This is a genomic window from Streptococcus sp. FSL K6-1323, assembly GCF_038630745.1.
GTDB lineage: Bacteria > Bacillota > Bacilli > Lactobacillales > Streptococcaceae > Streptococcus > Streptococcus salivarius_D.
The window spans coordinates 1,881,567-1,903,530 of the sequence record NZ_CP152039.1; the positions used below are offsets into that span (position 1 = coordinate 1,881,567).

General features: G+C 39.2%; 23 protein-coding genes and 1 pseudogene. 6 read left to right on the plus strand and 18 right to left on the minus strand.

Annotation, left to right across the window (positions count from 1 at the left end):
- Positions 1-153 precede the first annotated feature (153 nt).
- Complete coding sequence (locus tag NST80_RS08755; RefSeq protein ID WP_084871006.1) at positions 154-936, plus strand: carbonic anhydrase family protein; 783 nt, start codon at positions 154-156, stop codon at positions 934-936.
- Positions 937-1,021: 85 nt separating this feature from the next.
- A complete protein-coding gene (locus tag NST80_RS08760) occupies positions 1,022-1,474 on the plus strand; it encodes a GNAT family N-acetyltransferase (protein ID WP_049529020.1) in 453 nt (150 codons plus the stop codon).
- 16 nt (positions 1,475-1,490) lie between these two features.
- Here NST80_RS08760 and NST80_RS08765 read toward each other — a convergent pair whose 3' ends face one another.
- The 3 genes from NST80_RS08765 to NST80_RS08775 form a co-directional block, all read right to left on the minus strand.
- Positions 1,491-2,036 carry a hypothetical protein gene (locus tag NST80_RS08765; protein WP_229039812.1) on the minus strand — a complete coding sequence of 182 codons (546 nt, stop codon included), beginning with the start codon at positions 2,034-2,036 and terminating at the stop codon, positions 1,491-1,493.
- Between the two features lie 112 nt (positions 2,037-2,148).
- On the minus strand, positions 2,149-3,096 hold the full coding sequence (locus NST80_RS08770) for a serine hydrolase domain-containing protein (protein ID WP_014632661.1): 948 nt from the start codon (positions 3,094-3,096) through the stop codon (positions 2,149-2,151).
- Positions 3,096-3,851, minus strand: a complete 756-nt coding sequence (locus tag NST80_RS08775; protein ID WP_004183351.1) for a CppA family protein — start codon at positions 3,849-3,851, stop codon at positions 3,096-3,098. The genes NST80_RS08770 and NST80_RS08775 overlap by 1 nt, the downstream gene beginning before the upstream one ends.
- Positions 3,852-4,117: 266 nt before the next feature.
- On the opposite strand from NST80_RS08775, the gene NST80_RS08780 reads away from it, so the two are divergent.
- On the plus strand, positions 4,118-4,696 hold the full coding sequence (locus NST80_RS08780; RefSeq protein WP_229039813.1) for a CPBP family intramembrane glutamic endopeptidase: 579 nt from the start codon (positions 4,118-4,120) through the stop codon (positions 4,694-4,696).
- An 87-nt stretch (positions 4,697-4,783) separates the two neighbouring features.
- Here the strand turns inward: NST80_RS08780 and gla are convergent, their stop codons facing one another.
- Positions 4,784-5,650 (minus strand): aquaglyceroporin Gla, encoded by an 867-nt coding sequence (gla, locus tag NST80_RS08785; RefSeq protein WP_014632658.1) that lies wholly within the window; start codon positions 5,648-5,650, stop codon positions 4,784-4,786.
- A 123-nt stretch (positions 5,651-5,773) separates the two neighbouring features.
- Here gla and NST80_RS08790 point away from each other — a divergent pair, with 123 nt between their 5' ends.
- Complete coding sequence (locus NST80_RS08790; RefSeq protein ID WP_014632657.1) at positions 5,774-8,041, plus strand: Xaa-Pro dipeptidyl-peptidase; 2,268 nt, start codon at positions 5,774-5,776, stop codon at positions 8,039-8,041.
- 200 nt (positions 8,042-8,241) lie between these two features.
- Here the strand turns inward: NST80_RS08790 and tnpA are convergent, their stop codons facing one another.
- The 5 genes and pseudogenes from tnpA to NST80_RS08815 all read right to left on the minus strand — a co-directional run.
- On the minus strand, positions 8,242-8,658 hold the full coding sequence (gene tnpA, locus NST80_RS08795; RefSeq protein ID WP_002886752.1) for an IS200/IS605 family transposase: 417 nt from the start codon (positions 8,656-8,658) through the stop codon (positions 8,242-8,244).
- Positions 8,659-9,369: 711 nt separating this feature from the next.
- On the minus strand, positions 9,370-9,735 hold the full coding sequence (locus tag NST80_RS08800) for a hypothetical protein (protein ID WP_013991116.1): 366 nt from the start codon (positions 9,733-9,735) through the stop codon (positions 9,370-9,372).
- 217 nt (positions 9,736-9,952) lie between these two features.
- The gene (locus NST80_RS08805) at positions 9,953-10,249 is read right to left on the minus strand and encodes a bacteriocin immunity protein (RefSeq protein ID WP_013991117.1); all 297 of its coding nucleotides are present in this window, start codon (positions 10,247-10,249) and stop codon (positions 9,953-9,955) included.
- A 469-nt stretch (positions 10,250-10,718) separates the two neighbouring features.
- Entirely contained in the window at positions 10,719-11,111 is a 393-nt protein-coding gene (locus NST80_RS08810) for a hypothetical protein (RefSeq protein WP_003094909.1), read from the minus strand.
- Positions 11,112-11,119: 8 nt separating this feature from the next.
- Positions 11,120-11,185 (minus strand): annotated as a pseudogene (locus NST80_RS08815) (ComC/BlpC family leader-containing pheromone/bacteriocin); the annotation flags it as partial.
- 258 nt (positions 11,186-11,443) lie between these two features.
- On the opposite strand from NST80_RS08815, the gene NST80_RS08820 reads away from it, so the two are divergent.
- Positions 11,444-12,184 (plus strand): response regulator transcription factor, encoded by a 741-nt coding sequence (locus NST80_RS08820; RefSeq protein WP_013991119.1) that lies wholly within the window; start codon positions 11,444-11,446, stop codon positions 12,182-12,184.
- Positions 12,185-12,765: 581 nt separating this feature from the next.
- Positions 12,766-13,515, plus strand: a complete 750-nt coding sequence (locus tag NST80_RS08825) for a GHKL domain-containing protein (RefSeq protein ID WP_013991120.1) — start codon at positions 12,766-12,768, stop codon at positions 13,513-13,515.
- 86 nt (positions 13,516-13,601) lie between these two features.
- Here NST80_RS08825 and NST80_RS08830 read toward each other — a convergent pair whose 3' ends face one another.
- From NST80_RS08830 to NST80_RS08870, 9 genes are all read right to left on the minus strand, one after another.
- Positions 13,602-14,003 carry a hypothetical protein gene (locus NST80_RS08830; RefSeq protein WP_013991121.1) on the minus strand — a complete coding sequence of 134 codons (402 nt, stop codon included), beginning with the start codon at positions 14,001-14,003 and terminating at the stop codon, positions 13,602-13,604.
- A gap of 346 nt (positions 14,004-14,349) precedes the next feature.
- Positions 14,350-14,517, minus strand: a complete 168-nt coding sequence (locus tag NST80_RS08835; RefSeq protein WP_013991122.1) for a hypothetical protein — start codon at positions 14,515-14,517, stop codon at positions 14,350-14,352.
- Positions 14,518-15,005: 488 nt separating this feature from the next.
- A complete protein-coding gene (locus tag NST80_RS08840) occupies positions 15,006-15,236 on the minus strand; it encodes a Blp family class II bacteriocin (RefSeq protein ID WP_014632652.1) in 231 nt (76 codons plus the stop codon).
- Between the two features lie 159 nt (positions 15,237-15,395).
- Positions 15,396-17,141 (minus strand): ABC transporter ATP-binding protein, encoded by a 1,746-nt coding sequence (locus NST80_RS08845; RefSeq protein WP_045001456.1) that lies wholly within the window; start codon positions 17,139-17,141, stop codon positions 15,396-15,398.
- Positions 17,134-18,891, minus strand: a complete 1,758-nt coding sequence (locus NST80_RS08850; protein WP_118172209.1) for an ABC transporter transmembrane domain-containing protein — start codon at positions 18,889-18,891, stop codon at positions 17,134-17,136. Before NST80_RS08850 ends, NST80_RS08845 begins: the two co-directional genes overlap by 8 nt.
- Positions 18,892-18,954: 63 nt before the next feature.
- Complete coding sequence (locus NST80_RS08855; RefSeq protein ID WP_229056978.1) at positions 18,955-19,344, minus strand: hypothetical protein; 390 nt, start codon at positions 19,342-19,344, stop codon at positions 18,955-18,957.
- Between the two features lie 159 nt (positions 19,345-19,503).
- Positions 19,504-20,031 (minus strand): VanZ family protein, encoded by a 528-nt coding sequence (locus tag NST80_RS08860; protein WP_049553913.1) that lies wholly within the window; start codon positions 20,029-20,031, stop codon positions 19,504-19,506.
- 1 nt (position 20,032) lies between these two features.
- Positions 20,033-21,142, minus strand: a complete 1,110-nt coding sequence (gene rlmN / locus NST80_RS08865; RefSeq protein WP_096832658.1) for a 23S rRNA (adenine(2503)-C(2))-methyltransferase RlmN — start codon at positions 21,140-21,142, stop codon at positions 20,033-20,035.
- A 63-nt stretch (positions 21,143-21,205) separates the two neighbouring features.
- A complete protein-coding gene (locus NST80_RS08870; RefSeq protein ID WP_118172210.1) occupies positions 21,206-21,934 on the minus strand; it encodes a YutD family protein in 729 nt (242 codons plus the stop codon).
- Between the last annotated feature and the right edge of the window lie 30 nt (positions 21,935-21,964).

Consider the following 21,964-nt stretch of genomic DNA (forward strand, 5'->3'; position numbering starts at 1 on the left):
AGCTATAAAATAAAAGCGTTTCCGTTTGGTATCTCCAAACACTTCCTTCTCAGAAGCACCATAGAGAAACGATACTCAATTACGTCAAATGGATAGTGTCTAATAACACGTAAACTATCATTGTTATAAGATTAAAGAATATAAGGAGGACAAATGAATAAGAAAAGTTTTAAACTAATTGGATTAGTAGCTCTCGTAGCAAGTACTATCCTACTCGTAGCCTGCCAGTCTGATACCAAAACTGAATCCTCAAAGTCCAAGGACGTTCAATGGGGTTATACTGATGCTACTGGTCCAGACCATTGGGGTGACCTTTCTAAAGATTATAAACTCAGCAAAAATGGTAAAGAACAATCTCCGATCAATATCACCGGAGCTGAGGACGTTGATCTTCCAGAACTAAACCTTAATAATCAAGAATCAGAGGCTCAAGTTGAAAATAACGGGCATACAATTGAAGTCAGCTTTAAAAATCCAAAGAATACCCTAACGATTGGTGATGATGTCTATAAATTACAGCAGTTCCATTTTCACGCACCTAGTGAGAATGAAATTGATGGTCAGACTTATCCTCTAGAGGGTCACTTCGTCTACAAGACTGATAATGGGAAAATCACAGTTGTCTCAGTTCTCTATAATTATGGCGATGAAAATCAAGCCTTAAAACAAATCTGGGATAAGATGCCTCAGGCTGCTAATACTGAAACCGAGTTGTCTCAACCTATCTCACTAGATGATTTCTATCCTGAAGACAAGGACTACTACAACTTCGAAGGTTCCTTGACAACACCACCATGTACTGAGGGTGTTAACTGGATTGTCTTCAAGAATCAAGAAACCGTTAGTAAGGAACAAGTGGAGAAATTCACTCAAACCCTTGGATTTAAAAATAACCGTCCTATCCAAGATACAAACGGTCGACAAATTAAAGAATAAAACAAGATAAAAAGCTTGATGATGACTCCTCTCATCAAGCTTTTTTTCGTTGACAATTAGTTATAGACTTTGTTACACTTGCCCTATGATTATCAAACATACAAGAGATACACTCTCAGAAACTTACCTCGATGCCGTAGCCATCCGAAACACTGTTTTTGTTAAGGGGCAAGGTGTTCCTCGCTCCATTGAGATTGATGCGAATGAAGCCTACTGCATCCACTTTGTTCTATATGATGACAAAGGCAAGGCTGCAGCAACCGTACGCCTACTACCGAATAAAGACTTGACTCAGCTTACCCTCCAACGTATGGCGGTGCTCGATGCCTACCAAGGTCAAGGTCTGGGGAGCATTCTCCTAAAAGAAGCTGAAGATTTTGCACAAGAACAAGGCTTCCAGACTATTTCTCTCCATGCTCAACTCAGTGCACTTAAGTTCTACCTCAATAATGGCTATCAAGAAGTCGGTAACATCTTTGAAGAAGCTGGTATCCAACACATTACTGTAGAAAAATCCTTAATAAGTAAAAAAGCTTAAGCAGTTGACGTACTGCTTAAGCTTCTTCTTTTGTCGCAAATATAGGATAACCATGCTCGACAGCCAGCACTGTCACATTTTCTCTAGCTTTTAATCTCTCTGTGATTTTTTTCCAGTATTTCTGTCCTGTAAAAAGAAGGACAAAAAATCCCATGTAGACCAAAAAACCAAGAAATTGTTTATAATCAGAAGATGCCATTCTTGATTCTAGTTCTAGTAGCTCAAATAGTCCTCTCAATAGGGCTGTAAAGGTAATCATTATAAGACTAAGTCCATTAAAGTATCCTAAACATATAAGCAAATACTCTATTTGAAGCTTCTTGGAACGCTTTTTGTAGAGTAACTTATAGTCTTGACCATACTTTTCAAACACAGGAAAATGAATATCAAACCCTCTTCTCATATGAAGGACTTTTAAATCGGGTTGGGCACGATACCCAAGGCAATGAATCAGTTTGTATAGTAGTTCTCTTATCAAAATATAAAAAGAAATAATAAGGTTAGATAACAAGCTAATAAATACCAAAACTACAAAAGAGCTTACATCTCTATTAGTCGTCAAAAAAATGATCACCACTGTAAAACACATACCACAGAAAAAGAGACTACTCCCGTTAAGCATGCAAAAGAGCAAACTCAGAAACCAAGGGATAAGCTTTCTTTCCTTGGAGTGTCTACTCGACCGTTTCACGAATCAGCTCCTTCTTCATTATCTCAATTAAAACATCTCTGTCCTTAATCCATTGAGCTCTCTCATCCTTGTAGTAAGTACGATTACTGAGGAAAATCGCCGCACGTTGACGAGGGATATTGATAAGCACAAAGGTACCTGTATAACCAGTGTGAAGAATCCACTCGCCTTGGAGGTCCCAAGCGACACTGCGTTCCTTGTTGGATTGGCTGATATTCTGCGTCATATTTTTAGCAAAATCATCCGTCAAATAATGGTTAACAAAAATCTCTAAGTCTTTTAGTGTTGAAAAGAGACCTGCTGAACCTGTATGTTCTTTGAGAACTCGAGCCTTGGGATCATGAACAGTCCCTCCCGTAACCCCCTTAACTGTTGGAACAGCTACCTCAACTGGGCCAAACTGTGTTTCAGACATACCAAACGGTTGAAAAATCTCGGAGTCAAAGAGCTTATCCAGTGTTTGTCCAGAGACTTTTTCAAGCATCAAACCTAGGAGAATAAAATTTATATCTGTATACAAGAAAGGTTTATCAGCCTTAACTTTGATGGCATTAATAGCAGCAATCAAGCCAGCTTGGTCTAAGTCATCACGATTTGGAATAAAAGGATCAATTCCGCTACTGTGAGAAAGAAGCTGACGAAGGGTTAACGTCTTATCCACAACTTCAGGATAATAGGTCGATAGTTTCTCATCCAAGTCCAATTTTCCCGCTTGCAAGTAGAAAAGACAGAGGGTCCCAACTCCGACTACCTTGGAAACACTAGCTAGATCATAGGTAAGTCCTGGAACTACCGGAATAGTTCCATCCTGAGTTCCTAGATAATGCTCCTGCCAATCTTGTCCGTCATAAAGTGCAAGGCTGGCACCTGGAAAGATGTCAGCCTTGATGTAGTCTGTAATTGTTGACAATGTTTGTTGAAAATTAGTCATTACTTTGTAAACCAAACCTCAATATTGCTCATGTCAGTGAGTGCGAGCAAGTTCCCTTTGCTGTCTAGGTAACTAGAGAACTGTTCTTTTTCAAGTTTATCATGCAAGGCAACCAAGTCATAGTCTTCTGCTACCTTAAACTCTAGAATTTCCAAATCCCAAGTCTGGTCTGGACTCACTTGGAGGTCAGGACCTTCTGCTTTTTCAAAGTGGATAGACAAAGGCAATTCTTCGCCAAAAAGATTATCGTAGAAGAAAGCTGCTTGAGCTGTATCAACAACGTTCAAGGTCAAAGACTCAACCGTAAAGTCTGACACTCCTTTGAAATCTTCTTTTTCTTCAACATCTGCGTATTCAACTGTCTTAAGAGTAGACAAGTCATCTTCGGCATGCATCAAAATAAGACCATTCTCAGGTGAGATTGTTTCAAAGGCATACCCCTTTTCCCCTTGGAAAATAGCCTTGGCTTGGTGATCATCACGCGCCAAAAGGTACTCAATCTCAAGTGGATTTGAAACTTTAATGACCACTTTATTAATTTTCTTAGGACCTTCAACAGCGCGACAACGATAAGCTGGTGACTCCTCAATCACAAAAAGTGAGTTACGGTCTGTCCAATCTGTGAAGACCGCAAGGGCATTTTCCTCAGTCAAAAGCTTAAATCCTAATGTATTTTGGTAAAAATCAATATTTTCTTGTCTGTTATTTACACGAAAAATTGGTGTGTGAAACTTAAAATTCCCTGATTGCGTCATGACAACCTCCATTCTTTTCTATTTTATCCGAAAAGAGCCTGTGTGACAAGGATTTTCCTAAGAAAAAACAGTATTGTAATTTTTTCACTTTCTTTCACACAAATTATGAAAATCATTACATTATCTTTACTTTGGGGCTAGCATTTTCCTCATTTTAGAGTATAATAGAGTCTATGAAAACTCTTGTCAATAATCTGGCATTTAGACATGCCTATCAGGGATTTTTTTTACTGCTGATGATAGCTATCCCAAACATCACCTTAGGTATGACAACCTTATATAACAATCAGACTGGATTGACTTTTACGAAGCTTGAAAGCTGGGGAGTCATCGCTATCAATCTCATCATTTTTTACCTTACCTATCTCTGGGCAAAGAGTGAAGGATTGATGACTCGTTTTAGACTAGACCTCAAGGATGCTAAAGCAATTATCTGGGGCTTTCTCACTATCTTCTTGATGGGAGTCATTGGCAGTAATCTTATGCTACTAACCCATACCAACTACCATGCAGAACTTCAAAAGACGCTCACAACAACGCCTATCCTTCCAGTAACCATTGGTATGATTACGACAGCCTTCCTCCAAGAAATCCTCTTTCGCAAGTGGATTTTCACCTGGTTAGCTCCTTATTCGAAAACAGCTGTGCTAGTCAGCACTGGGCTCTTTTGTCTCTTTCATATGCCAACTAATCTTGCCTACCTCACTCTTTATATCGGAATGGGCTTGGCTCTCTCTATGGTCTACCAAAAAAGAGAAAACTTATCTGCAAGTATCACACTTCATGTTTTATGGAATCTTTACACCTTAGGTGCTACCATTCTAGTAATGACTAATCCAATGTGACTGAGAATATTTTCTCAGTTTTTTATTACTTTCAAAATTTTAAGCATAAAAAAATCTGAAGCACTAACTTCAGATTTTTTGTATTGATTAAAGGTAGAGGAACTTGAACAAAGCTATAGCTAAAACTCCTGCTAAGATTGGAGCTACAACTGGAACCCAAGCATACCACCATTTAGAATCACCTTTGTGCTCACCAAGAACTGTTGTTGGCAAGATGTGGTGGAGAAGACGTGGCATCAAGTCACGGGCTGGGTTAAGAGCTGGACCTGTTGCACCACCAAACGAAATAACCAAGGCTGCAACCAAGAAACCAACACCGATGTGGGCAACCGCAAGTGCACCATTAGCCATTTGACCTGTTACAGCTTCTTTATCATACCCATATTGAACTGCTTGTGAGACTAATTTGTGACCAAAGTAGTTGTTAGTCAAGGCAAGAGCACCAAAGAAGAGAAGGAATGAACCCGCAAACTCATTGGCAAAACCATTAAGCCAAGCACGTTTGTGATTTTCCTCTGAGTCTGAGTTATCATCAACAGCAGAGATTGTAGAGAAGGTACCGAGGATGTTGTTTGGATTCTCAGTTTGAAGATAATAAGGTTGGTGAACCCAAACCACGATAGCTTGTCCTAAGAAAGCACCGAGAAGTTGAGCAATCAAGTAACCTGGAACGGCTACCCATGAGAACAAGCCAGATGCAGCAAGTCCAAGTGTGAAGGCTGGGTTGATGTGGTTACCAGAAACATCACCAAACATAAGTGCTGGCATCATTACCGCAAAACCATAACCAAAACCAATAACAAGCCATCCAGACTTATTACCCTTAGTCCCTTTAAGCTCAACATTGGCAACCGAACCATTACCAAGTGCAACCATCAAAGCTGTCCCAATAAACTCAGTAATGTACTTCATAATCCAATCATGACTGAGCGCTTCTTTTAGAAAATCATTCATTTGTCTCTTTATTTCCTTTCACATTTTACAATAATTTAGACATCTATCATTTTATCAAGTATAATGTCTGATGTAAAGATATTTCTGAAATGTTTACGTATTCTTTTTTTGAGGTTTTAAAGTATGAAATTTAATCAGTTTAGTTACATCCCAGTAAGTCCTGAAATGGCTTGTCAGGAACTCCATTCTCTGGGCTTTGAAGTCTCTCTAGATGCCAGTGCCAAAGCTAATTTTGAGGCTTTTGTTCGCAAGCACTTCCTTTTCTTTGAAGATACTGATTTAGCTTTGAAAAATTGGATTGCTGATACAGAGACTGATCTCCTAACCTTCTTCCAATCAGACCGACCTTTGACTGCTGACGTCTTTGGTTTGGTGGCTCTTCAAATGCTAGGATTTGTCCCTAATGTAGACTTTACAGATAGTGTTGCTTTCCTAGAGGAAATGGCTTTCCCAATTACTTTTGATGGTAGCCTTAATAACCTCCATCAATTGCTAGCAACACGCACACAGTCTGGCAATACCTTAATTGATCAGTTAGTAGCTCAGGATTTGATTCCTGTAAGTAATAACTACGTCTTCTTTAATGGTAAGAGCTTGGCAACATTTGACACTAATCAGCTTTACCGTGAGGTGGTTTATGTTGAAACACCTGTAGATACCGATAAAGATGGCCAGTTAGACTTGGTCAAAATGACTATCTTACGTCCTAATGTGGACTTCCCAGTTCCAGCCATGATGACCGCAAGCCCTTATCAACAAGGGACTAATGAGCCTGCTTCAGATAAGCTTACCCACAAGATGGAAGGTGATTTACTCGTCAAACCAGCAGGTGAAATCTCCCTTAGCCAACCAGAAATCAAGACACCAGAGGCAGACCTTACGCCTATCAATCCTGTCACAAAGGCTCAGGAGCGTTTTGCTCACACAGATACCTACACGCTTAACGATTACATGTTGGCTCGTGGTGTGGCTTCTATCTATGTATCGGGTGTCGGTACCTTCAATTCTGAAGGCTTCATGACCTCTGGAGACTATCAACAAGTTCTGGCCTATAAAGCTGTCATTGACTGGCTCAATGGTCGTGCACGCGCCTTTACTAGCCGAAGTAGACAGCATACCATCACTGCGGATTGGGCTTCTGGTAAGGTGACTACTACCGGACTTTCATATTTGGGTACCATGTCCAACGCCCTTGCTACAACTGGTGTCGACGGTTTGGAGATGGTTATCGCTGAAGCGGGTATTTCTTCTTGGTACGACTACTATCGTGAAAATGGACTCCTCGTCAGTCCTGGAGGCTACCCTGGTGAAGATCTCGACACCTTGACCGAATTTACCTATTCTCGTGCCCTATTAGCTGGAGAATACCTACGCCACCAAAAAGACTACGAGGCTTACCTTAAAGAGCTAAGCACGGCTATTGATCGTACGCATGGTGATTATAGCCAGTTTTGGCATAACCGTAACTATGTGCAGTTCGCAGACCGTGTTAAAGCTACCGTTGTCTTTACACATGGTAGTCAAGACTGGAATGTCAAACCGATTAACGTCTATCAAATGTTCAATGCTCTTCCAGACTCTCTTGAAAAACACCTCTTCTTCCACAATGGTGCCCACGTTTACATGAATGCTTGGCAGTCTGTTGACTTCCGAGAAAGCATGAACGCCTTGATTTGTCAGAAACTCCTTGGTTTGGAGAATGGCTACACACCGCCTACTGTTATCTGGCAAAACAACCAGTCTGAACAGACCTGGGAAGTTCTCGATAACTTTGGACACAACAATGGTAAAAACATTCAGCTTGGTGAGGCTGAAGCTATCATCGCTAACCATTATGAAGAGGAAACCTTCGCCAAATACGGTAAGACTTACCAAAGCTTCAAGGATGACCTCTTTGCTGACAAAGCCAATGCCATCACCTTGGACTTTGAACTGGACCAAGATATCCAAATCAATGGTCGTGTCCACCTAGAGCTCAAGGTTAAGTCTAACACAAACCGTGGTCTCATTTCGGCCCAAGTTCTAGAAATGGGTGACAAGAAGTATCTCGCACCTATTCCTGCACTCAAACGCATGAATTTAGATAATGGCCGTCTCTTCAAGGAAGAAGCCTTACGTGAATTGCCATTCAAGCAGGCAAAATACCGTGTCATTACCAAGGGACACCTTAACCTGCAAAATCGTAAAGACCTCCTCACCATTGAGGATGTCACTCCAAATGAATGGATGACTATCGGCCTGGACTTGCAACCAACCATCTACAAACTCAACAAGGGCGACAAACTCCGACTTGTTCTCTATACCACAGACTTTGAACACACTATTCGTGACAATAGTGACTACGAATTAACCGTGGACCTAAGCCAAAGTCAGATGACATTGCCTTATTAGCTTTTTATAGTCAAAACCACCCGTGAGAACGGGTGGCTTGCTCTTCGGCTGAAAGCCTCTGCTACCGGCCGAGGCCTAAAGGCCTACCGAATGGTTTCCCTTCAGCACCACCTTTGCTAGCTGACCCGAAGGTCTCTTTAAGATTACTTTCTTTTATTATTCTCACCTGTAAACGGATCATACTCCTCAAAAAGACTGAGCTAATCTGCTATCACGTCTTCTTGTAATTGATTACGAATATATTCTTCAATTCGCTTCTGATTTCGCCCAACCGTATCAACATAAAACCCTCGACACCAAAATTTGCGATTCCCATATTTATACTTTAAATTAGCGTGTCGGTCGAATATCATTAAGCTACTTTTACCCTTTAAATATCCCATAAATGAAGAAATACTTAGTTTCGGTGGTATACTCACTAACATGTGAATATGATCTGGGCAAGCTTCTGCTTCATGAATTTCAACGCCTTTTCTTTCACATAATAACCGTAAGATTTGACCAATACTTGCTTTGTATTTCCCATAGATTATCTGACGTCTATATTTTGGGGCGAAAACAATATGATACTTACAATTCCATGTAGTATGTGCTAAACTATTATTATCCTGTCTCATCAGGGGTCCTCCTTTTGTATATTAGTTAGTGGTCGGGAAACCTTATCTAATATAACACTTTAGGGGGACTTTTTTGATACATCGCTAAAAGCTTTTCGGAACCACTAGCACAGCTAGTGGTTTTCGTAAGATAAACAAAAAAATCCCATAGGATGAGAACTCTCATGGGATTTTTTGATTGTGTGGAAATAAACAAGATTTAGGCTTCAATTTTTACGATTCATTTTAATGTTATTTAAACAAATGATATATCCAAGACAATGGAATAATACAAAGATATGCCAGTAAAAATAGAGCATAAAGCTATCAGATTTGATTATCGAATAAAAAAGAAAAATTGCAACTAATAAAATAGAGAACCACAGCGTCTTCTTAACGAATAAAAAGTATTGATGCCATATCTCTTTATCACCCAAAGTAACTTTAGATTTTTTACTTAGGAAAAGATGCATCAAGATCTCTACTAGACTGCTAAGTACTGTTAAAACCCGAATCTTACTTAGAGGAATACCTAAAAAGAATCCCATCCACTCAATAAGTAATTGGGACAAAACAATGGCCGTAAGGGCACGTAGATTTTTTGACATAAAACTTAAACCTCACACTTCTCTCAAACAGAAAGTTTTTACAATACCTAGAAAGTTACCAAAGCATAGATAAGCACTTACAGCCTCGCTATTTTTATAGGCGTGTCTATCATAAACTGCCATTCTAACCTCGTTCACTTTGTTTAATGATTTTAAGCACTCTAGGTGTCAGAAAAACTAGTAAACAAATATCCAAAACAATCACAACAATAATGATTAGACGCCATTCGGCATCTCTCACCGTCAGCAAACGATAAATACCAGCTAAAATAATAGCCAAATGCGCCAAGCCCATACCAGCGTAAATTTGTTTAAGAGTAAACTGTCGTTCTTCAAGTGGACGACGGTCAAGCTCTCGCTTAATCAACAGGGGCAACACAAGTAAAAAGATTGATAGCAATACTAAAGGCAGCCAAAATAAGAAAGAAGAACCATTATATAATAATTCTAAACCAATATTTCCACCTATCAAACCAAAGGCAACAACCATGAGTCGTAAATAACGTAACGTTCCTGAACGAAGTCGGTTAAGATAAGGTATCGCACTCTCCTTTCATCACAATCACTTGTCCGCTTGGCATAATCATAACTAGGACTTAAGGATCTTTCTCTGCTCCTCAACAGATTGGAAAAGAACCTTTTTGCCCCATCTTCCTTTTCTCACTGGACAACTCAACCTTAAAACCAAGAAATCCTCCCTAATGACATCAATAGCCATAACGAATCGCTAGCAATTTTCGCAACTCTGCTATTCGCTCCTCGATAAAGGGAGACAAGGTCAGCTGGTCTTTTCTGACCACTTCGGATATTTCCAGTGACATCCTGCTTAAGATATAGGGAGTGGCTGAACGAGAGTCTGCAAGTTCCGTTCGGTAGGAGTGCAGGACCTGCTTCAAATCAGCATAATCTGGCTTATCTCCAATAGTTTCAATTACTTCATCGATAATAGCTACTGCTTGTTCTCGTCTCTCTTTGCCTCCTGCAAACCATTTAAGTCCTGTCATTAAGAAAACCTCCTTATTTCTTTCAACTAATTTTTCAATCACATCTTTAGTATAGCATTCAAGTGTCTCTATCAGAGCTAGCGTCCCAAAAAGTGGCTATACGTCCCGAGTAGTAAAAAAAAAGACTGAATATCATTTTTGATTCAGTCCATGTCTTATTGAAAAAGCTTTAACTAATTCTTTCTATACTGCCTATAGACTCCAAATAAAAAGAAAAAGAATCCTATTGATGCTAACAAAAGTTGATAGATATTTCCTGATGACAATAGTACTTTGCTATATAAATATATCATCGCAATAGTCGAAAAAATGATTAGGTATTTCTTCATTTGTATCACCTATCTCAAATGAAGATTATTCAGCTGTACCATAACAAAATGCTGTGCTACCGCCTGCAAATCCAGCTCCTGCACCGTCGTTATGAGTTAATTTTGTAAACATTGCTTATACTCCTTATTTTGTCAATTACTTACTTCTCTATATTATGGTTGATATACTTGATGCCCCATAAAAATAGTACGAAACCCAATAATGAAAAAAAACCTACAAATATAGCGATAACTTTTTGATAATAGAAATCTGTTGTCAAAAAACGAAGGCAACTAAGTGTCAGTAACAAGAAACAAGCTAGGGAAGCTTTTAATTGATTTAACACAGTTGGTTCTTCTCTTCTTGTCATTATTTTTCGAATGAGCAATATATCAACCACAACCACTAAGAGGGCTGCTACGATGTAGACCAATTGGAATACGGATGATAAGTTATGAAGTAATTGACTAAAAAAAAGTACCAGTAAGGATATGCTAACTACTTGGGCAATGACAAATAGCACTATATCCCTTTTTGAAACTCTATGTGTCATTGTTGTTCTCCTTCAACACTAGCAAGTGTTTCAAGGTCGAGGGTGTTAAAGTTTTCAATTGTTTGAGTTGCCATGGCAACTACCTCCTAAAATTTTTATCGTGTGATCTCTCAATTACATCTTTAGTATAGCATTCAAGTGTCTCTATCAGAGCTAGCGTCCCAAAAAGTGGCTATATGTCCCGAATGGTAAATTCATACTATAAATATCACATGATATTTTAATCTTATTTTCATCTCATTGTATAACTAAGTCATATTATGATATACTATTACATAATTTATGAATATTTTCAGAAAAGCTACAGCTAGTAAAGATGGAGGAAGCTCCCCTTGGAAATTTATATTTTAGAGGACAATCTCATTCAACAAGGACGACTGGAGATGGTATTGTCTCAAGAGTTAAAAAAATACAATAAAGACTTATCTATTGTACACACCTTTGATAAGCCTCAGCAATTTATAGAAGCGATTGATTCAACAACTTCTAACCAGCTCTTTTTTCTTGATATCGAAATTAAGGGAGAAAAATTAAAAGGGCTCGATATTGCTAAAATCATTAGGGAAAAAAATCCCTACGCTACTATTATCTTTGTCACTACCCACTCAGAGTTTATGCCACTAGTTTTTGATTACCAAGTATCTGCCCTAGACTATATCGATAAAAGTCTCTCTGAAATAGAATTTAGGAAAAAGATAACCAGAGCTTTAGCTATAACTATGAAACCACTTGGAATAGAGAATGACGAGATTTTTGATTTTCAAACACAACATACAGCTATTCACATCCCTTTAAACCAAGTTATCTATATTGAAACTTCTCCGCAAAAGCATTATGTGATACTCCATGGTACAAACAATCAAATGACCTTTCGTGCAAATCTAAAGGACCTTGAAAAAGCTAGTCCTTCACTCGTATCTTGCCATCGTTCGTATCTCATTAACCCTAACAACATTATAAGAATCAACAAATTAAAACGTGAAGTCGAAATGACTGATGGTAGTATCTGTCCTTTTTCACGTACCAAAGCTAAAATGCTGATGGATACTTTTAAAAGAAGGAACCTTCAATGATTATTTTTTTATTTTTGCTTACTGTTGTCTCTGAATGTTTCAATATTTGCCTGTTTCTTTACTTAATAAACAAAAGAGTTTCAATTGGGCATTTTCTTATTATCTTATTTTGTCGCATAGCATATACCAAAATATGTAACAGTCTATCCTGGAAATTCTTATTCTACTTTAACGAAGAAATATTCTATCTTTTATTATCTTTTTTTATATCACGAAAGCCCTACTTACAATCAAAGCTTAAAATATTCAATGCTCTTCTCCCCACAACTCTTAATAATATCAGTTTTAGAGTAATCATTTTCTTTATATTTCCTTTGTTTGGAATCAGTGTTGAAACAATAAAAGTTAATTATCTTATAGCTGTCTCATCTTCTTTCCTAACTATTTTACTATCCTTTCTTTTAATAAAATTATTCAAGGAAAGCTTTGGAGTTATACAAAAAGGACGATTAGCCCCTCTCATATCAAAGAGTATTATTATTGCTGATATCATTATGATTGCTTATACATTTACCCAGCAATATCTCGTCTACCTCGAAAACACTACTCATACATCCACTCTGATAATCAGGAAGTTAATTGTGGTTATTTATCTAGTCTTGTTCTTTATCATGCTTATCTTCTTAGATAGAAATATCCGAGCAACAATACAAAGTCAGTTGGACTTTCAAAAAGATATTCAACTATCGCATCTTACGAATTATAACAAACAGATTGAAAACCTCTATCAGTCGGTTCGAAGTTTTCGTCATGATTATGCCAATATTTTAACAACACTCAAACTTGGTATCGATCAAAATGATATGGCTATTGTAAAAGAAGTCTACGACTCAGTTCTAAAAGATTCCGATAAGCATTTAAAATCGAAAACATTTGATTTAACTCGCTTAATAAACATAGAAGATAACACTATCAAAAGCCTACTTGCAGCTAAGTTCCTAGAGGCAGAAGAAAATAACATTGATATCTCCTTAGATATTCCTGAAACTATCAAACTCGAGGGTATGGAGATGGTCGATTTTATTACTGTAATATCTATCTTTCTAGACAATGCGATGGAAGCATCGATTCAGTCTGACATACCAAAAATGCATATTGGCTACTTCAATCATGGTAATAAGCAAATCTTTATTGTCCAAAACTCAACCCAGGAAGAATTTATTCCTATCTCATCACTTTTTGAGAGAGGTGTCTCCAGTAAAGGGGATCATCGCGGTATAGGTTTGGCCAACGTTAGGAATATATTAGACAACTATCAAAATATTTCTTTAAAAACTGAAAGTATGACTTTTGCATTTACACAGGAACTTAATATATCGAAAAAAGCTTGACTAGTTTCAAGCTTTTTCTGTTGCTCCATCTTACTACTTATGAAAGTATCTTCTAGATTACCTACAGAATAATCAAGTGAAATCATTTATTGTTTAAAATAGTTTTTGACTTGCAAGTAAGCTAGAAAATCACAGAGGATTAACAAAAGCATTAATACGGCTAGTACTATACGGTCTGTGATATCACTGAATGTAAGTAATGTGTAAAACTCTACACAAAGCACAAGAAATGAGATGACAAGAAAGACAATGAAGGACTGCCGTATTGTTAACGGATTTACTGAATCTGGACGTTTCTTAAGCAAACGGTAGAGCAGTCCATTAACAAAAATGACTACTAAAGCTAGTGCTCCGACTGCTAACCAAATCTCTGGAGAGGTCTTGCTTTTGTAGAGAGAAATACTGGTACTTATAAGGAAAACTGCCAGTACAGCAGTGACGACCCTAGAAAATCGCAATACTCTTGAACTAATATTCTTTAACTTCATGATAAAACAATTAAGCTATGAATAACCTCAGTCAGTCTTGTAAACTGAATAAGCTATTACATTTAACTATATTCCTTTCTGTATTTCATATTTCGTTTATACATTGCTATCTTTAGTAGGCTTGAGAATAAGCCCTTAGCGATTAAATTCTACTGGAGATGTAATACAATAGCGTCATTAGTACTGATACTTTAAATAAGCGAATATACATATCTTTGTTTTTTCTATTACAAAGATATGCAATCAAATATAATATAATCTCCGCTATCATTAGCAAGAATAATTTTACTTCGGGAACATCAAAAATAAGCATTTGCAAGCACCTCACGTTCAAAGGGGCCACAAGTTACTTTTTAAACTGTGCCCATTTTTTTAAAAGCAGACTATAAAGAAGCAAGGTTAGCCCAAACAAGTTAATGGTATGGTGAACAGCATCCAAACTTCTAAATAGATTAGCAAGGCCCATTCCTATGAGAATGGTAGCCAGTAAATACGGTTTTGAGTTTTTAAACATACTTTTCTCCTTAAAGTGTTTTTAGCTATCTGTGCACAAGCTATGAATTTTATTATAGATTGGAAGCCGATAAAAAAGTAGTGACATAAATGTCACTACTTGTCTGATTTTATATCCTTGATAATCGTACACATAAGAAAGAGAAAAAGACATAACCCAATAAGATTTAGGCATTGAAGTCCAAAACTCAGTTTTTCTCCCAAGTTATGTAAGGCAACAAGGATGAAGCCCATAGACATCATTAGAGACACTAGACGTTTTTTAGTCATAAGTACAAATACCTCTTCTTTTATATCGAAGTTTTCAACCACTATTCACAAGCTATTCACAGACTAGCAATTGACAAGGTATCTCAATTAAGATTTCTTTTTAATGGAATTGGTAGATTTGTGTTTTTCAAGCAATGACATAATAGGCTTATCCAAAAAAGTCATCAAGGCCATGCAAACCATCCCTAAAATATAACTTTTCAAATCAAACATAATCCATCACCACCAGCATGTTGCTCCATAACCAACACCCCCTACAATAGCACCTCCAGCTGCTCCTGCGACAGCACCTTGCCAAGTACGTGTTTTGATACCTAATCGTAAACCATTACCAACTCCTGTAGCTACTCCTTGTTTAGCAAAACCTCCCCAGCTACATCCACCACCTTCAACGTTTGCAAGTGCCTCGAGATCGAGTGTTTCAAAAGTGTTCATTGTTTGTGTTGTCATTCTAACAACCTCCTAAAATATTATTTTTTAGCTTTTTCTCTCAAGCTATGGTTTTATTATAGGGTGCAAGCCAACAAAAAAGTAGTGACATAAATGTCACCACTCGATTTTGATTTTTAAGAAATCTTTTCGAATATAGAATCTATGGTCTAGACTAGCTTACTCTCCTTCCATTGCACCTGCTTGTAGGCTGTACATCTTGTGGTAGGTGCCGCCGAGGGCTAGGAGCTCCTCATGGGTACCGTGTTCGATGATGCGGCCCTTGTCTAAGACATAGATGCAGTTGGCATCTTGGATTGTCGATAGGCGGTGGGCAATGGCAATGGTTGTGCGTCCTTGACGCATTTTTGCTAGAGAATTTTGGACAATAGCCTCTGTCTCTGAATCAATATTGGCTGTCGCTTCATCTAGAATCAAAATCTTAGGCTGGCTAGCAACGGTCCTAGCAAAGGCTAGAAGTTGGCGCTGTCCGGTTGAAAAACTTGAACCTCGTTCAGAAACTGGAGCATCATATCCTTCTGGAAGTTTGTCGATAAAGTGATTGGCATCCACAAACTCAGCGGCCGCTTTAATCTCTTCATCAGTTAACTCCTGATACATGGCAATATTGGATTTGATTGTACCATGATAGAGAAAGGGTTCCTGAAGGACAAGACCAATGTTCTTACGCAACTCTGTCTGACTATAATCGCGAATATCCACACCGTCAAGAAGAACTCGGCCTGATTGGAACTCATAGAAACGCATAAACACGTTGATAATAGAGGATTTTCCGGAACCTGTAGAACCGACAAAGGCGATGGTTTCACCTTTACTGACAGAGAAGGAAATATTATCCAAAATCTGGTGCTTGCCATCATAGGAGAAGGAGACATTTTCAAAGCGAATATTCCCCTCAGTAACCTTGGCATCTGTATCTCTCTGTTCTGGCTCATAGGTGCGCTCGTCAATCAAGGCAAAGACCCGACCGGCTGAGACCATAGAAGTTTGCAAGGTTGAGAAGTTTTGTGTCACTTCAATCAAGGGATCAAAAAGACGGTTAATGTACTGGATAAAGGCATACATGGTCCCCGCTGTGATACCTAGATAGATACCACGATAGCCAAAATAGGCCATGAGAACAGCATAGCCCAGGAGCTTCAGTAAGCTCATGGCTGGGCGTAGAAAGAGAGAGTCCAGTGACATGGAACGGCTAGCATAAATCAGGTGTTCCTCATTAATAGCATCAAACTCTTTTTTGAGGCGTTTCTCTTGGTTGAAGGCCTGAATGATGCGAATCCCTTCGATACTCTCTGACAGTTTGGCATTTATATCTGAAAGCAAGGCTCTGGTCTTTTCAATGATAACCACTGATTTTTTTCGGTAAAGGTTAACCAAAAGAACAATCAAAGGAAGAAAGAGTACAATAAGCCCGGTCAGACGAATGTCCAACATCATCATAGTGTAAAGGGTAGTGACAAAGATAAATATAGCCGAAATAAAGCTAGACAGAATCCCTGAGAACATCTCACTAATAGTCTCTGTATCATTGGTCAAGCGAGAAACGATAGAGCCTGCGGGAGTCTTGTCAAAGTAAGACATACCCAGTTTTTCCATATTGGCAAAGGCATCTCGGCGAATATCCCTGACAATACTGTAGGACACACGCGCAAAAAAGAGATTTCCCAAATACTGAACTAGTGTCTGCAAAAGATAAAGACCATAGTAACCAATCAGAATTAAGCTTGCTGCCTGATTCATATCATGAAGATAGTGGTCGATAAAATAAGAGGCCACAAGGGGAATAATACTCTTGATAACCGTTGTGGACAAGAGAAAGGCTAAAGCTAGAAAGGTCAAGAATTTGTAAGGCTTGAGATAGGTCAAGAGACGCTTAAACACAGACCATTGGTTTTGATTAGGCATCGGCTTCTCCTCCTTCCATTTCTAACTGTTGAGACTCATAGGTCTTGGCATACCAACCACCCTGAGCTAGCAAGTCCTCATGACGGCCACGTTCAATGATACGACCATCCTGCATGACTAAGATAAGGTCAGCGTGCACCACCGCACTAAGACGATGGGTGGTAATAATAGTCGTCTTGTCCTTGCGGGTATGTTTGAGATTGTCAATAATAGCATATTCTGTCTTGGCGTCAACCGCAGATAAGGAGTCATCCAAAATCAAAATATCTGGATCCAAAATCATGGCCCGACTCATGGCCAGACGTTGTTTTTGACCACCTGATAGGCTGACACCCTTTTCACCAATGATCATTTCAAAACCTTCAGGCATATCCTTGATATCATCATAAACTTGAGCTAACTTAGTTGCTTCCTCTACCTTGTTCAAGGAGAGATCAGGATTACCAAAGCGGACATTGTCTAAAATGGAACTGGCAAAGAGAAACTGGTCTTGAGGAACATAGCCCATCAAGCTACGCAAGTCTGATAGGCGATAGTCTCTGATGTCATGGCCATTCAAATAGATGGCTCCTTGATTGACATCGTGCTCCCGCAAGAGCAACTTGACAAGGGCCGTCTTTCCTGAGCCAGTCTGCCCAACCAAACCAAGGGTTTGCCCCTTGTCCAAGGTAAAATGAATATCTCTCAAAGTATCCTCATCCTCAAAGGCAAAGCGGTCAATCGCATATTCTAAACGACCATTTTCAATACTTGGGAGAGGGTGCGCAGGATCTTGAACATCTGATTCCTGTTCCAGAAGATTTTCAATACGTTGGTAGGATACATTTCCCCTCTGTGTGATATTAAAGAGGAAGCCAATGGCCATCAGAGGCCAAACCAGCATGTCCAAATAGGTAATGAAGGTTACCAAATTTCCGACCGTTATCTGACCAGCCTGAATCATAAAGGCACCGACAAGAAGGGTCAAAACATAAGATGAGCCAACAAAGAGTAAGACCAAAGGATCAAAAAGGCTATCATACTTCATGGTATGCATATTCTTTTTAAAGGTCATCTTATTGGTCTCTTGGAAGGACTGAAGCTCAGCCTCCTGATAGCCAAAAGACTTGGTTACCTTGATTCCTGATACCGACTCTTGAACCTTATTATTAAGTTCTGAAAAGGCTGCCTGGGATTCTCCAAAAGCTTTATGGGTCTTGCGTCCCAAACGACTGGTCGCAAAAGCCATGAAAGGTAGGGGGAAGACAGCCACTAGTGTCATCTGCCAGGAAATGCTGAAAAACATAGTGATTAGGGTTACCAAGGCTGTAATAGAGGCATCCACGGCTGACATGACACCCCCACCAGCCAAGCGGGTTAAAGAGTTGATATCATTGGTTGCATGGGCCATGAGATCCCCAGTTCGGTACTTTTGATAAAAAGAAGGCGACATCTTGGTAAAATGCTCAAATAGGCGTGAACGCATAATCTGGCCTAAGCGATAAGAAGTCGCCAAGATATACATGCGCCAAACATAGCGCAAATAGTACATCCCCAGAGCTGCCAAAAGCAAATAAACGAGATTCAGAAGCAAGATCTGATTGGTCAATTTTCCCGATGTGATAGCATCAATGACCCGTCCCATAACCATAGGAGGAATCAGATTGAGAACCGAAACCAGACTCAGTGCCAAAATCCCAACAATATACCGGCGTTTTTCTAACTTGAAAAACCACCAAAGTTTTGCAATGATTGATTCTTTAAAAGACAAGTTACTCCTCCTATCCTTACAAATGGTTAATAATAGACCTCGTATAAGTCTCTTATGATAAGGTTACTTCCAATAGCGATAGATTGTGCCATCTTCTAACTGAAAGTGACCAATATAAGATAACTTCCCAAAATCAGTAGACTCTGGCAATTGATAAGCAAAGGAATCAAAATTATATACCTTGTTCCCACCATCCACAGAGTAACTCTCCTTATCATGGATAACTGATTCATCTTTCTTAGGGTTCCAAATGCGTCTGATTTCATCAGATGTCTTATACTCTCTGACAAAATTGTACAATTCAAAGTTAGTTGCCTCACTGAGATAGCGACCATCGGTGTTGTAGTTGGCTAATTGAGGCTCTCTCTTAGACTCAGAATAATTCCAAACCTGTCCTCTTTCTCGCATAATATCGGCATCACGGCCACTTTGATAAGTATCTGCCTTAACCATCGTCATTGTTACTCCTAACGTTAATACGGTGACTACTGTCATCATTAAGTGTTTCATTATTTCTCCAAACGTGTTTATTCATTTTTCCCTCTTTTGAATGTGTTGTATTTGTATGATAGAAAATAAGTGAAACCTGAGACGCGTAAGCTCCCAGGTTTTTTACTCTTTTAAATGCGTTTGAATCAGTTTTACAAGAAGGCGGTAGACAACTAGTGCCACCAAACCTCCCAAAGTGTTGGTCCATAAATCATCTAACTCAAAGACACGATTAGCATCAATGAGAAGATCTAGAATGACTTGTCCAACCTCAATCGTCAAAGACATGACAAAGGTCGCTAAAAGGACCTTTTTCCAAGACCTGAATCTTGGGTACAAGGCTAAAAGCCCTAAAATCAGCGGACTCAGCAAGAAAATGTTGGTCACATTTTGCCCAAGCACAAAGACAATCTCTTTAAGACTATCCAGCTGATAAAAGTTGGTCAAACTATTGAATGGGGTTAATAGGACCACTACACGACCAAAATGTTGAATACCAGGGGTTTCAACACCTTCAACTAGCCCGTACTGGGGTGTCCAACATAGGAGCACTAAACAAAGGAGATAAGCACAGACCAAAACTCGGCTTAGCTTTCTTCCTTTTGATGTTAGTTCTCCATCCTTATCTACCCAAGTCTTAAGCTGAAACATCTTACTTACCTTCTGATTTACCAGAAGCTTCTGCTACTGCCTTTTGACGGTCACGTTTCATAGTGTTTGAACGCAATTGTCCACAAGCTGCGTCGATATCTGTACCGTGCTCTTGACGAACCACGCAGTTGACTCCATTTTTCTTGAGCACATCGTAGAAGGCCGCCACACGTTCTTTCGTTGAACGGCTATATTGGTCGTGCTCTGATACTGGATTATATGGAATCAAGTTGATGTATGACAACTTACGGATTTTCTTAGTCAAATCAGCCAACTCTTGAGCATTTTCAGGATGGTCATTGACCTCATTAAGCATGATATACTCAAAAGTTACACGACGGTTGGTTGTCTGGATGTAATACTCGATAGCTTCAAAGAGTTTTTCAAGTGGGAACGAGCGGTTGATACGCATGATGCTTGAACGAAGGTCATTGTTAGGCGCGTGAAGTGATACGGCAAGGTTAACTTGAACACCTTCGTTAGCAAATTCCTTAATTTTTGGTGCCAAACCAGATGTTGACACGGTGATGTGACGCGCTCCAATGGCAAGACCATTGTCATTGTTAATGGTACGCAAGAAGCGAAGCACATTGTCATAGTTATCAAATGGCTCACCGATACCCATAACAACCACGTGGCTGACACGTTCACCGTCACCACGATCGTCAAAGTATTTTTGTACCAACATGATTTGCGCCACAATCTCACCAGCAGTCAAGTCACGTTGTTTCTTAATCAAACCACTGGCACAGAAAGTACAACCGATGTTACATCCAACCTGGGTTGTCACACAGACAGACAAACCATAGTGTTGACGCATCAAAACCGTCTCAATCAACATACCATCTGGCAATTCAAAAAGATATTTAACAGTACCATCTTTAGATTCTTGAACGATACGTTGTTTCAATGGGTTTACGCAGAAATTCTCATTCAATTTAGCAATGAAATCCTTTGAAATGTTGGTCATTTCTTCGAAAGATTGCACACGCTTCTTGTAGAGCCAATCCCAAATTTGTGTAGCACGGAATTTCTTTTCACCGTGTTCCATAGCCCAATCAATCAACTCATCACGAGTAAGACCATAAATAGAAGGTTTGTAGCCTTCCATATCCTCTAACTTCTGACGTTTACGACGTTCTGGTTTTGCTTGTGTTGTTACTTCTGACATAGTTTAATTTCCTTTTTTTCTGATTGTGAAATGCTGACCATCTGACTTGGTCTGGCTTTGTTTCTTCGATGGGGTGTTTTGACCTTTAGATTTTGGAGCTTGCTTCTGACTCTTCTTGAAGTTAGGCTTACGCTCACGACCACCATCCTCGGATCTAGATTTGAACTTAGGACGACGCTTGATTTTCTCAAAGCTTGGGCCCTCTTGATCCCTATCTCTTCGTTTGGACTTGTCTGGCTTTTGCTTAGCAGAAGCTTTTTGCCCCTTATTCTTTTGAGAAGCATTGCGCTCTCTATCTCTAGATTCCTGAGAAGAATTACGACGACTATTAGAACGACGGCGCTTGCGACGAGGCTCCGTCTCCTCTTCAAAGACGATTAACTGCGGCTCTTCATTTTTCAAAATAAAGTAGGCACAGCCAAAGGCACAGTATTCACGCAAATACTCCGATAATCGGCTAATGCGGTCTGTCTTACGCGTATTAGGGCGCTCGTCCTCGTAAAATCCCTTAAGACGAAGCTGATCATTAGACCAGTCCCCAACGATATAATCATACTTGAGCATGATTTCAGAAAAACGTTGCCCAAAGCGGGTAGCGTCTAAAGCATCCTTGTGATTTTCAAGAACTGTAAACTGACAGGCATCTGATTTCAGAAGATCAGCCACATACACAAAGTCTGGCCCTGGATATTTATTATAATTAAACATTTCTGGCAAGATTTCTTTACGCATGTGCCATCCTTTCTGCTCTCTCTTATTTTC